The sequence below is a fragment of the Brevibacterium album DSM 18261 genome, assembly GCF_000426445.1.
Taxonomy (GTDB): domain Bacteria; phylum Actinomycetota; class Actinomycetes; order Actinomycetales; family Brevibacteriaceae; genus Brevibacterium; species Brevibacterium album.
The window spans coordinates 578,893-591,797 of record NZ_KE384526.1 but is presented as its reverse complement, the minus strand read 5'-3'; the positions used below and the strand labels follow the sequence as shown (position 1 = coordinate 591,797).

Annotated in this window: 6 protein-coding genes; 3 read left to right on the top strand and 3 right to left on the bottom strand. The window is 70.1% G+C overall.

Going from position 1 to position 12,905, the window contains the following annotated elements; translation table 11 throughout:
* Positions 1–88: 88 nt before the first annotated feature.
* Positions 89–886 (bottom strand): MBL fold metallo-hydrolase, encoded by a 798-nt coding sequence (locus K318_RS25080; protein WP_051298127.1) that lies wholly within the window; start codon positions 884–886, stop codon positions 89–91.
* 114 nt (positions 887–1,000) lie between these two features.
* On the opposite strand from K318_RS25080, the gene K318_RS23970 reads away from it, so the two are divergent.
* The 3 genes from K318_RS23970 (at position 1,001) to K318_RS0116300 (ending at position 10,057) form a co-directional block, all read left to right on the top strand.
* Positions 1,001–2,272 (top strand): GNAT family N-acetyltransferase, encoded by a 1,272-nt coding sequence (locus K318_RS23970; RefSeq protein WP_029090273.1) that lies wholly within the window; start codon positions 1,001–1,003, stop codon positions 2,270–2,272.
* A 393-nt stretch (positions 2,273–2,665) separates the two neighbouring features.
* Positions 2,666–6,124 (top strand): DNA-directed RNA polymerase subunit beta, encoded by a 3,459-nt coding sequence (gene rpoB / locus K318_RS0116305; RefSeq protein ID WP_084500414.1) that lies wholly within the window; start codon positions 2,666–2,668, stop codon positions 6,122–6,124.
* A 60-nt stretch (positions 6,125–6,184) separates the two neighbouring features.
* A complete protein-coding gene (locus K318_RS0116300; protein WP_029090271.1) occupies positions 6,185–10,057 on the top strand; it encodes a DNA-directed RNA polymerase subunit beta' in 3,873 nt (1,290 codons plus the stop codon).
* A gap of 352 nt (positions 10,058–10,409) precedes the next feature.
* Here the strand turns inward: K318_RS0116300 and K318_RS0116290 are convergent, their stop codons facing one another.
* Positions 10,410–11,408 (bottom strand): hypothetical protein, encoded by a 999-nt coding sequence (locus tag K318_RS0116290; RefSeq protein ID WP_029090270.1) that lies wholly within the window; start codon positions 11,406–11,408, stop codon positions 10,410–10,412.
* 451 nt (positions 11,409–11,859) lie between these two features.
* Entirely contained in the window at positions 11,860–12,885 is a 1,026-nt protein-coding gene (locus K318_RS0116285; RefSeq protein ID WP_029090269.1) for a 6-phosphofructokinase, read from the bottom strand.
* Between the last annotated feature and the right edge of the window lie 20 nt (positions 12,886–12,905).

The window sequence follows — 12,905 nt, the reverse complement described above, 5'->3', positions numbered from 1 at the left end:
GGGGCCTTCGTCGATTCCGGGAAGGTCGTCCCGCGCATGTCGGCGGCACACGGCTGCCAGGGCCCGTGATCGCCACGGTGCGCCCCTGTCAGACCACCCGCGTGATGCGAACCCCGAATGACGTCCGGCCGCTCGCCCCGCCCTCCGCGTGCCCGGGTGCCTCGCCGTGCGGCGGGTCAGCCGCGAACCGCGCCGGCAGTTCGGTCTCTTCGGTCTCGTCCGCGGCGAAGGCGGCGAGGTCGGTGAGCTGCGTCTGCACGAAGGCCCTGCCGACGGGCCGGCCGTGTCCGGGCACGAAGACATCGGCCCCCGGCAGCGCCAGCAGGCGCGCGAGCGAGCGCGTCCAGGCGACGGGGGTCGCCTCGGCGCCGATCGCCGGGGGAGCGCCCTCCTCCAGAAGGTCGCCCGTGATGACGACCGGCCCGACGCGCACGGCGAGGTCCGTGTCCGTGTGCCCGGAGAGGACGAGGAACTCCGCCTCGCCCCCGCCCAGATCGAGCGTGTCGCCGTCCTGCACGGCCGTCATGTCCACGAGCAGGTGCTCCGGGGCGGGCAGTGCGAGCTCGTACTCGGAGGCCTCTGCGTGCTGGAGCCAGGCGGAGCCGGCGCAGTCCCGGACGAATGCCGGCGAGGCGAGGAACTCCGTGACCCCTGACTCCGCGAAGAGGGCGTTGCCGAAGAAGTGGTCCCAGTGGTCGTGCGTGTTGGCGACGATGAGGGGGAGGTCCGTGAGCGTCCGGACGGCCGCCAGGATGCGCGCGGCGTGTGCGGGACCGGCGCCCGTGTCGATCAGCAGGGCGGTCTCGGCCCCGGTCACGAGGGTCGAGTTGAGGCGCACGGGGTCGGAGGAGAGGACGTGGACGGAGGGGTGCGGGGCGGCGGGCATGGGGCCATTCTCGCACTGCCGCCGTTCGGGGCCTCTGCCGACCCGGCGCTGCGCGGCCGTCGCCGAAGCCCGGGCGGTCTGTCCTCGCAGCTCGTGCCCCGCTACGCTCGGACCATGACGCAACCGGCACTGCGCTTCCTCCGCTCCGCCGATCTGCCCGGCGATGACGCCTCGGGGGAGAGGCTCCTGCCCGAGGAGGAGGCCGCGCACGCGACGTTCCACGAGGCCCTCGCAGCACTCGACCGCGCCACCTGTGCGGCGGAGCTCGGCACACCCGATCTGGCGGAGCCCGCGCAGACGCGGCGTCGGCGCTGGGCCGCGGACGCGAACCAGCACAGAGAAGCCGCCCTCGTCCGGGCCGGCGGCGAGGAGGCGCCCGTAGGCGCCTGGATGCTGCACATGCCTCTGCTCGACAACCTGGAGCTCGCCGAGATCGAGGTGCTGGTGCCGCCGCGAGGCGCGCATCCCGCCACCGGCGGCCCGGGCGATGAGGAGTTCGACACGGTGCTCCACGGAGCCGTGCTCGCAGATGCCCGCGCCCGTGCCCGCGAGCTGGGCCGCCCCCTGCACTGCGTGTTCGCCCCGCAGCCGCTGTTCTCGGCCGCGGGACTCGGGCCGGCGCTCGCAGGCTCGGGGGAGCGGGCCGATGCGGAGGCGCACGGGCCGTCCCGGAGGAGCCCGGAGCGCCTCGGGCCCGGTCCGCGATACCGGCTGCTGACCGAGGCCGAGGCGGAGGCCGGCGAACTCCTTCCCGTCGCCTCCGGAACCGGCTCCGTGCCCGCCGATGATCCCCAGGTGCGGCTCATGCGCGAGGCGGGCTTCCGCGCGGTCCAGATGGAGAGGTTCTCCGTGATGGAACTGGCCGCGGTCCCCGCGCAGCTCCCGCCGGTGCCGGCGGGCTGCGACTTCGTGCAGTGGCACGGTGAGACGCCGCCGGAGCACAGGGCCCAGATGGCGGACCTCCGCACCGTCTTCTCGGCCACCCAGCCGCTGGGCGGTGCCGCCTTCACGCCCGCGGTCTGGGACGAGGAGCGCGTGCGGCGGACGGATGAGGGAGTGCGCGCTGCCGGCATCGAGGCGATCGTCACCGCGCTCGCGGACCGGGAGGACGGGCGTCTGCTGGGGTTCACCGTGTTCGAGCACACGGCGGGGGTCCCGCTGGCGCACCAGGAGATCACGGTCGTCCGCCCGGAGGCCCGGGGGCGGGGCTTCGCGACCGCGCTCAAGCGCGCGAACGCCGCGCAGCTGCGCCGGCTGCGTCCCGAGATATCCGCGGTCTGCACCTGGAACGCGGTCGAGAACCTGCCGATGCTCGCGGTGAACCGGGCGGCGGGGTTCGTCCCCCGCGCCTTCACCGTGGTGTGGGAAGCGGACGGCAGGGAATGAGCGCTCCGCCGCGGCGCATGGCTTCTGACCTGGGCGTTTCCGGGAAGTGAGCGAGCTTACCACAGCCGGCTTGCACGCCTTGCGACACGCCGGTACAGTAGACATTTGCATTGCTCTGCCTTCGTGGTGCCTTCATATAGCGGTGGGCGTCGACGGAGCTCCTCCCAGTCCGGGGACGCCCGGGGATGGTTCGGGCGCAGTCCGGGCTGGACCCGGCGCCATGGTCCAGCCTCGACGATTCCGCACGATCCGATGACACGCACCGGCCGCACGCGCCGGTGCCCGCCCTCCGGGTCGGCGTCGGCTCGGTTCGGACGGCGGAGGGGCGGGCAGCCGTGCCGGAGACAATTAGGTGATACCGGAAGGATCCAATTGGCCGCCGCCAACGAGAACATGAAGACCGCTAATCCGCCGGAGCGCATCTCCTTCGCGAAGATCCGTGAGCCCCTCGAGGTCCCGGACCTCCTGGGGCTCCAGACCGCCAGCTTCGACTGGCTCGTGGGCAACGAGCGCTGGCAGGACCGCGTCATCGAGGCCACGGAGCGGGGCGACGACTCGGTCGCCACCACTGCCGGGCTCGAGGACGTGTTCGAGGAGATCTCCCCGATCGAGGACTTCGCCGGTGCGATGTCCCTCTCCTTCCGCGAGCACCGCTTCGAGATGCCCAAGTACTCGATCGACGAGTGCAAGGAGCGGGACATGACCTACTCCGCTCCGCTGTACGTCACAGCGGAGTTCATGAACAACACCACGGGCGAGATCAAGTCCCAGACCGTGTTCATGGGCGATTTCCCGCTCATGACCCCGCAGGGCACCTTCGTCATCAACGGCACGGAGCGCGTCGTCGTCTCCCAGCTCGTCCGCTCGCCCGGCGCCTATTTCGAGTCGGCTCCGGACCGGACCTCGGACAAGGACATCTTCACGGCGAAGATCATCCCCTCCCGCGGTGCGTGGCTCGAGTTCGAGATCGACAAGCGCGATCAGGTGGGCGTGCGCCTCGACCGCAAGCGCAAGCAGTCGGTCACGGTGCTGCTCAAGGCCCTCGGCTGGTCCGAGTCGAAGATCCTCGAGGAGTTCGGCGAGTACGAGTCGATCCGCGAGACGCTCGCCAAGGACACCGTCGAGACCCAGGACGAGGCCCTGCTCGACATCTACCGCAAGCTGCGCCCGGCGGAGCCGGCGACCACCGAGGCCGCCCGCACGCTGCTCAACAACCTGTACTTCAACCCCAAGCGGTACAACCTGGACAAGGTCGGCCGGTACAAGATCAACCGGAAGCTGGGCCTCGACGCCCCGCTGGCGGACTCGGTCCTCTCCACCGAGGACATCGTCGCGACGATCCGCTACATCGTGGCGCTGCACGCGGGCACGGAGACCCTGCCCGGCGTGCGCGAGGGCGAGCCCTTCGAGGTCCGCGTGGCCGTCGACGACATCGACCACTTCGGCAACCGGCGCATCCGCGCGGTCGGCGAGCTGATCGAGAACCAGGTCCGCACCGGCATGTCCCGCATGGAGCGCGTCGTCCGCGAGCGCATGACCACGCAGGACGTCGAGGCGATCACGCCGCAGTCGCTCATCAACATCCGCCCGGTCACGGCTGCGATCAAGGAGTTCTTCGGCACCAGCCAGCTCTCGCAGTTCATGGACCAGAACAACCCGCTGGCAGGTCTGACGCACAAGCGCCGCCTGTCCGCGCTGGGCCCGGGCGGCCTGTCCCGCGACCGCGCGGGCATGGAGGTCCGCGACGTCCATCCCTCGCACTACGGCCGCATGTGCCCCATCGAGACCCCCGAGGGCCCCAACATCGGCCTCATCGGCTCGCTGGCCTCGTACGCGCGGATCAACCCGTTCGGCTTCATCGAGACGCCCTACCGCAAGGTGGTCGACGGGGTCGTCACGGACGAGACCGAGTACCTGCACGCCGACGACGAGCTCGACTACAACATCGCGCAGGCCAACGCGCCGCTCGACGACAGCGGCCGCTTCGTCGAGGACCTCGTGCTGGCCCGTCCCAAGGGCGGCGGCGGTGAGGCGGAGCTCATCCCCGTCTCCGACATCGATTTCATGGACGTCTCCGCGCGCCAGATGGTCTCCGTCGCGACGGCGCTCATCCCGTTCCTCGAGCACGACGACGCCAACCGCGCGCTCATGGGCGCGAACATGCAGCGGCAGGCCGTGCCGCTCGTCATGAGCGAGTCCCCCTATGTGGGCACCGGCATGGAGTACCGCGCGGCGGTGGACGCCGGCGACGTCATCGTGGCCGAGAAGCCCGGTGCGGTCACCGAGGTCTCCGCCGACTACGTCACCGTCATGAACGACGACGGCACGCAGCAGGTCTACAAGGCGGAGAAGTTCCGCCGCTCCAACCACGGCACCTCGTACAACCAGCGCATCACGGTGAACGAGGGCGACCGCGTCGAGGTCGGCAGCGTGCTCGGCGACGGCCCCGCCACGGAGAACGGCGAGATGGCGCTGGGCAAGAACCTGCTCGTGGCCTTCATGTCCTGGGAGGGCTACAACTTCGAGGACGCCATCATCCTCTCCCAGCGCATGGTCCAGGACGACACCCTCTCCTCGATCCACATCGAGGAGCACGAGGTCGACGCCCGCGACACCAAGCTGGGCGCCGAGGAGATCACCCGCGACATCCCGAACATCGCCCCGGACGCGCTCGCGGACCTGGACGAGCGCGGCATCATCCGCATCGGCGCCGAGGTGACCGACGGCGACATCCTCGTCGGCAAGGTCACGCCCAAGGGCGAGACGGAGCTGACCCCGGAGGAGCGCCTGCTCCGCGCGATCTTCGGCGAGAAGTCGCGCGAGGTGCGCGACACCTCGCTCAAGGTCCCGCACGGCGAGTACGGCACCGTCATCTCGGTCAAGGTCTTCGACCGCGAGGACGACGACGAGCTCTCGCCCGGCGTCAACCAGATGGTGCGCGTCTACATCGCCCAGCGCCGCAAGATCACGGTGGGCGACAAGATGGCCGGCCGCCACGGCAACAAGGGCGTCATCTCCCGGATCCTGCCGGTGGAGGACATGCCGTTCCTCGAGGACGGCACCCCTGTCGACATCATCCTCAACCCCCATGGCGTGCCCCGCCGCATGAACATCGGCCAGGTCATGGAGACCCACCTCGGGTGGATCGCCAAGCAGGGCTGGAACCTCGACGGGCTGCCGGAGTGGGCGGAGAAGATGCACGGCTTCCGCACGGACGTCGAGCCGGGCACCAAGGTGGCGACGCCGGTGTTCGACGGCGCCCACTGGGAAGAGCTGCGCACGCTCATGGACAGCACCAAGCCCAACCGCGACGGCGATCGCCTCATCGACGCGTCGGGCAAGGCGCGGCTGTTCGACGGCCGCTCCGGCGAGCCGTTCCCGTACCCCATCTCGGTGGGCTACATCTACATGCTCAAGCTCCACCACCTGGTCGACGACAAGATCCACGCCCGCTCGACCGGCCCGTACTCGATGATCACGCAGCAGCCGCTCGGCGGAAAGGCCCAGTTCGGCGGCCAGCGGTTCGGCGAGATGGAGGTCTGGGCGCTGGAGGCGTACGGCGCCGCCTACACCCTCCAGGAGCTGCTGACCATCAAGTCGGACGACATCCCCGGCCGCGTCAAGGTCTACGAAGCGGTCGTCAAGGGCGAGAACCTGCCCGACCCCGGCATCCCGGAGTCGTTCAAGGTGCTCATCAAGGAGATGCAGTCCCTGTGCCTGGACGTCGAGGTCCTCTCCTCCGACGGCATGCAGATCGAGATGCGCGATTCCGATGAGGAAGTGTTCCGCGCGGCCGAGGAGCTCGGCATCAATCTGTCCCGCCACGAGGCGAACACCGTCGAGGAAGTCTGACCCACCGAGAGAGTTTTTGTCACGGCCTGCGGGCCGTCACGAACACAGATAAGGAATCACGTGCCTGACGTCAATTTCTTTGATGAGCTGCGCATCGGCCTCGCCACTGCGGACGACATCCGCCGCTGGTCCCACGGTGAGGTCAAGAAGCCGGAGACGATCAACTACCGCACCCTCAAGCCGGAGAAGGACGGCCTCTTCTGCGAGCGCATCTTCGGTCCCACCCGGGACTGGGAGTGCGCCTGCGGCAAGTACAAGCGCGTCCGCTTCAAGGGCATCATCTGCGAGCGCTGCGGCGTCGAGGTGACCCGCGCCAAGGTGCGCCGCGAGCGCATGGGCCACATCGAGCTCGCCGCTCCGGTGACCCACATCTGGTACTTCAAGGGCGTGCCCTCGCGCCTGGGATACCTGCTCGACCTCGCGCCGAAGGACCTCGAGAAGGTCATCTACTTCGCGGCCTACATGATCACGTGGGTCGACGAGGAGTCGCGCCACCGGGATCTGCCCACCCTGCAGAACCAGATCGACGTGGAGCGGAAGCAGATCGAGAACCGCCGCGACGCGGACATCGACCGCCGCGCCAAGAAGCTCGAGGAGGACCTGAAGTCCCTCGAGGCCGAGGGCGCGACCGCCGCCGCGAAGCGGAAGCTCGAGACCCAGGCCGAGAAGGAGATGGGCAACCTCCGCAAGGCCGCGGACCGCGAGATGGACCGCCTCGACAAGGTGTGGGACCGGTTCAAGTCGCTCAAGGTCTCGGACCTCGAGGGCGATGAGTCGCTCTACCGCGACATGGTGGCCCGCTTCGGCCTCTACTTCGCGGGCTCGATGGGCGCCCAGGCGATCCAGCAGCGTCTGCGGGACTTCGACCTCGAGTCCGAGGCGGACACGCTCCGCGAGCTGATCAAGACCGGCAAGGGACAGCGCAAGACCCGGGCCCTCAAGCGCCTCAAGGTCGTCAACGACTTCATGACCACGGACAACTCGCCCGAGGGCATGGTGCTCGACGCCGTCCCGGTCATCCCGCCGGACCTGCGCCCCATGGTGCAGCTCGACGGGGGCCGGTTCGCGACCTCCGATCTCAACGACCTCTACCGTCGTGTGATCAACCGCAACAACCGCCTCAAGCGGCTCCTCGACCTCGGCGCCCCCGAGATCATCGTGAACAACGAGAAGAGGATGCTGCAGGAGTCCGTCGACTCCCTGTTCGACAACGGCCGCCGCGGCCGTCCGGTCACAGGGCCGGGCAACCGTCCGCTCAAGTCGCTGTCCGACATGCTCAAGGGCAAGCAGGGCCGGTTCCGCCAGAACCTGCTCGGCAAGCGCGTCGACTACTCCGGCCGCTCCGTCATCGTGGTGGGCCCCACGCTCTCGCTGCACCAGTGCGGCCTGCCCAAGACGATGGCGCTCGAGCTGTTCAAGCCCTTCGTCATGAAGCGCCTGGTCGACCTCAACCACGCGCAGAACATCAAGTCGGCCAAGCGCATGGTCGAGCGGCAGCACGGCCAGGTCTGGGACGTCCTCGAAGAGGTCATCACCGAGCACCCGGTGCTGCTCAACCGCGCGCCCACGCTGCACCGGCTGGGCATCCAGGCGTTCGAGCCGCAGCTGGTCGAGGGCAAGGCCATCCAGATCCACCCGCTCGTGTGCTCCGCGTTCAACGCGGACTTCGACGGCGATCAGATGGCCGTGCACCTGCCGCTGTCCACCGAGGCCCAGGCCGAGGCCCGCGTGCTGATGCTGTCCTCGAACAACATCCTCAAGCCCTCCGACGGCAAGCCCGTGACCATGCCCAGCCAGGACATGATCATCGGCATCTACCACCTCACGAGCGAGCGGACCGGCGCGGCCGGCGAGGGCCGCGAGTTCGCGTCGATGGGTGAGGCGCAGATGGCCTTCGACCTCGGCGAGCTCGACCTCGGCGCGAAGATCCGGCTGCGTCTGGACGGGCTCGTGCCGGGCGCGGACCTCGTGCTGCCCGAGGGCTGGGAGCAGGGGACGCCCGCGATCGTCGAGACGACCCTCGGCCGGGCGCTCTTCAACGAGACCCTGCCGGAGGCGTTCGAGTACGTGAACCGCACGGTGGACAAGAAGGGCCTGTCCGGGATCGTCAACCACCTCGCGGACAACTACCCCAAGGTCGAGACCGCGCAGACCCTGGACAACTTCAAGGCTGCCGGCTTCTACTGGGCGACCCGGTCCGGAGTCACCGTCTCGATGAGCGACATCGTGGCGCCGGAGTCCAAGAAGGAGCTGCTGGACGCGGCTGAGGACCTCGCGGCGAAGGTCGAGGAACAGTACGAGATCGGTGCGCTCACCGACGACGAGCGCCGCGCGGAGCTCGTCAAGGTGTGGGACGCGGCGACGGACCAGGTGTCCAAGGCGATGGAGGCGAACTTCCCCGAGGAGAACTCCGTCCTCCGGCTCGTCAACTCGGGGGCCTCCGGCAACTGGATGCAGGTGCGCCAGCTCGCCGGTATGCGCGGTCTCGTGACGAACCCCAAGGGCGAGATCATCCCGCGTCCCATCAAGTCGAACTACCGCGAGGGCCTCTCCGTCCTCGAGTACTTCATCGCCAGCCACGGCGCCCGCAAGGGTCTCGCGGACACTGCGCTGAGGACCGCGGACTCCGGCTACCTCACCCGCCGCCTCGTGGACGTCTCACAGGACGTCATCGTGCGCGCGGAGGAGACGGACTCGAAGAAGGGCATCACCCTGCCTGTGGCGCAGAGGGCCGCCGACGGCACCCTCGAGCCGCACGAGCACGTGGAGACCAGCGTGTACGGCCGCCTCACGGTCGCCGATGTGGTCGGCGCCGACGGCGAGGTGATCGTCCCGGCGAAGACGGACGTCACGGGCGAGGTCATCGACCTGCTGGTGGCGAACGGGATCGAGGAGCTCAAGGTCCACTCCGTCCTCACGGCGGATTCGGACGTGCAGATCTCGAGCATGCACTACGGCCGTTCGATGGCCACAGGCAAGCTCGTGGACATCGGCGAGGCGATCGGCACGGTCGCGGCGCAGTCCATCGGCGAGCCCGGCACGCAGCTGACGATGCGGACGTTCCACACCGGCGGTGTGGCCGCCGGCGGCGGTGACATCACGCAGGGTCTGCCCCGTGTGACGGAGCTCTTCGAAGCCCGCACGCCCAAGGGCTTCGCACCCATCGCGGAGGCATCGGGCCGGGTCAAGGTCGACGACTCGCGCAAGACCCGCTACGTCATCGTCGTCCCGGACGACGGCGGTGAGGAGATCGAGCACGCGGTGGGCCGCCGCACCCGCCTCCTCGTGGAGGACGGGCAGCGGATCGAGGCCGGCGCGCAGCTCGTCGAGGGTGCCATCGACCCCAAGCAGGTGCTCCGCATCCGCGGCCGCCGGGAGGCCGAGCGCTTCCTCGTGGACGAGGTGCAGAAGGTGTACCGCGCGCAGGGCGTGGGCATCCACGACAAGCACATCGAGGTCATCGTGCGCCAGATGCTGCGTCGCGTCACCGTGATCGACTCCGGCGATACGAAGCTGCTGCCGGGCGATCTCGTGGACCGCGGCCGGTACCAGGAGGAGAACAAGCGCGTCGTGGCGGAGGGCGGTCAGCCCGCGTCTGCCCGTGATGAGCTCATGGGCATCACGAAGGCGTCGCTCGCGACTGAGTCCTGGCTGTCCGCGGCCTCCTTCCAGGAGACGACGCGCGTCCTCACGCAGGCAGCGCTCGAGGGCAAGACGGATCCGCTCCTGGGCCTGAAGGAGAACGTCATCCTCGGCAAGCTGATCCCGGCCGGCACGGGTATGCACAAGTTCCGCGACATGGTCGTGGAGCCCACCGAGGAGGCCAAGCAGGAGATGTTCGCCAACTCCTACGGCGACTTCTACCCGCCGCTGGGCGCAGACACCGGAGCGGCCATCCCGCTCGAGGACTACGACTTCGGCACCTTCAGCTGAGGTCCGGCTGAGCCGGTCTCGCGGGGCTGAGCGAGCCGGTCGACGGAGGAGCGGCCCGTGTGCATGAGCACGCGGGCCGCTCCTTCGCATTCACAGCCGGTTGCAAACCCCGACCGCCACCGCCTCCGCAGTGGCAGTCAGCCTCCGGAACGGCAGCCAGCCTCCGCTTCTCCTTCGTCGCCCGCCGGAACAACACGCTCCAGCGTGTCGTTCCGGCGAAAGCCGCTGCGCGTGCCGTGCGCACACAGGCCCCGCTGCCGCGCGTACCGCCGCCGCGTGTGCGCTGCCGCGCGTGCCGTGCACACACGCCCCGTTGCCGCTGCCGCGTCCGCGCGCCACCCCCGCGGCGGCGTCAGATGTGCAGCCCCTGTGCCGCAAGCGCGAGTCGCAGGCGCTGCGCGTCGACGACATCGCGCCACAGCAGACGGATGACCTTGCATCCTGCGTTCTCGATCGCCTGCTGGCGCAGCTTCTCCCGGACGAGCACCTCGCCGTCCCGGGCGAAGCCGCCGGCGCTCTCCGCGCGGTACTTCACGAGCCCGTCCATCTCGAGCACGATGCCGTGCTCGCGCAGGAGGACGTCGACACGGACGGTCATCGGGGGCGACGCGGAACGGAGCTCGACCTGCTGCTCGAAGTCGGTGAGGCCGAGGATCCGCAGATGCACGACGAGGAGGCTCTCGCCGGGGCTCTCTGCGAGTCCGTTCGACCAGTCGAGCACCGTCCTCACCCGCCGGCTGGCGGCGAGCAGCGCATCGGCCTCGGCGTACTCGCGAAGCCGCCGCCGGCCTTCTTCCGCAGCTCCGCTTCTCCGCAGGAGCGCGTCTGCGGCGATCACGCCGCCAGTGACGGAGTCGTGGCCCAGGTCCAGGACCGTGCGGCCCGGGGACGTCACCTCGAGCCCGCCCCATTGCGTCACCTGCTCCCTGCTGAGGGGCCTGCGCCGTCGGACGATCCCAGGTGTGGTCCGGCTCTCGGTGGGATGGAGCACCTCTGCTGTGCACTCGGGCACCGACAGCAGCGGCAGGTCGTGCACGAGCGCTGCCGAGCGCAGCGCGATGACATCGTCCGGCCGGAGCGCACCGCAGTTGAGGAGATAGCCGAGGTGCCGGCCGCCCAGGTGCCTGGCGCGCAGCGTCGTGTCCCCGGGCGAGGCTCTGAGCGCATCGCCGAGCTCGAGGTGCTCCGCATCGTCGAGGAACATCGCGAACGCCGGATGTCTCGCGCATCTGAGCTCCACGAAGTAGACCCCGCGGGCGGGGCGCGAGAGGCAGCACGTGCGCGCGGTCCTCAGCTGCCGGTCGGAGATGCCTGCCCGTGCGGCCTTGGCGGCGGTGAAGCAGTTGTACATGCGTCCACCCTGGGGCCGGGGGCTGTGCTCCGCGAGCCCCGCGACAGACCTGTGGACGCGGCGTCTGCGCTCCACAGACGTCCGTGCGCATCCCCGAGGGGCCCTGGCGCACCCTGTGACCTCCGGTGCGCCCCGCGGAGGAAGAGCGCGGCTGCGCATCACGGGAGGGACGCTGCGGTCGCGTGGCGGGCCGGGCCCGAGCACACCGCTGCAGTGTCCGGACGTTCGGGCCCGGTCTGTCCACAGCGCGAAGTGCGCATGGGCGAGGCTGTCCGCGACCCCTTTCTCCGCGTTCCACCGCTCCAGCGCGCTGTTGCGGAGGCGCACAGCCGCGAGGCGGAGGTTTGCTACGGTTCCGTCGGTTCACTGCCGTTCCGGCGGCGCGCTTCCGGCCGCCGCCCGGCGTCAGCGCGCGCTGACGCCCGGTGCGCGCACCCCGCCGGCGGCCGGCTCACCCCAGGAGGACCTGCATCTCCTCCCAGCGCTCGAGGGGCACGCGCTTGAGGCGGTCCACCGCGTCGGCCACGCGGACGCGGACGATCTCGGTGCCGGCCAGCGAGGCCATCTGCCCCCACGCGCGCTCCACCGCCATATCGGCCGCGGCCATGCCGAGGCGCGTGGACAGCACGCGGTCGTAGGCGGTGGGAGCGCCACCGCGCTGCAGGTGCCCCAGCACGGCGGACCTGGTCTCGATGCCGGTGCGCTCCTCGATGAGCGGCGCCAGCTCGTCGGCGATCCCGCCGAGCCTGGGTCTGCCGTCGGCCGCTGTGCCGCGGACCGCCACGGCCTCGTCGCGGTCCTCCGGCACGAAGCCCTCGGCGACCACCACGATCGGCGCCCGTCCGCGGTCGCGGGCCGAGCGCACCCACGCGCACACCTGCTCCGTGGAGACCGGGAACTCGGGGATGAGGACGGCGTGCGCGCCCGCCGCCATGCCCGCGTGGAGGGCGATCCAGCCCACATTGCGCCCCATGACCTCGACGACCATGCACCGATGGTGCGATTCCGCCGTGGTGCGCAGGCGGTCGATGGACTCCGTCGCGACGGCGGCGGCGCTGTCGAAGCCGAAGGTGAAGTCCGTCCCGTCGAGATCGTTGTCGATGGTCTTGGGCACGCCGACGACGGGCAGGCCCTCGTCGTCGGCGAGCCGCGCAGCGCCGGCGAGCGTGCCCTCGCCCCCGACGGCGATGACGGCGTCGATCCCGCGCGCCGCCATGACCTCGCGCATCCGCGCGGGTCCGCCGCCGGAGTACGGGTGCGTGCGCGAGGTTCCGATGATCGTGCCCCCGCGCCCGGAGATGCCGCGCACCGCGGTGGTGGGCAGCGGCACGAGGTCGTCCTCGAGGAGCCCCCGCCAGCCGTCGCGGATCCCGAGGAACTCGGCTCCGTGCACTCGCACGCCCTTGCGCACTGCCCCGCGGATGACCGCATTGAGCCCCGGCCCGTCACCACCCGAGGTCATGATCCCGATCCGCATGCCCGTTCCTCCCTCTCGCG

What these genes read in the sequence shown, in the direction of transcription:
- K318_RS23970 (WP_029090273.1), top strand. Translation starts at nt 1,001, where the DNA reads ATGACGCAACCGGCACTGCGCTTCCTCCGCTCCGCCGATCTGCCCGGC.
- rpoB (WP_084500414.1), top strand. Translation starts at nt 2,666, where the DNA reads ATGAAGACCGCTAATCCGCCGGAGCGCATCTCCTTCGCGAAGATCCGT.
- K318_RS25080 (WP_051298127.1), bottom strand. Translation starts at nt 886, where the DNA reads ATGCCCGCCGCCCCGCACCCCTCCGTCCACGTCCTCTCCTCCGACCCC.
- K318_RS0116285 (WP_029090269.1), bottom strand. Translation starts at nt 12,885, where the DNA reads ATGCGGATCGGGATCATGACCTCGGGTGGTGACGGGCCGGGGCTCAAT.
- K318_RS0116290 (WP_029090270.1), bottom strand. Translation starts at nt 11,408, where the DNA reads ATGTACAACTGCTTCACCGCCGCCAAGGCCGCACGGGCAGGCATCTCC.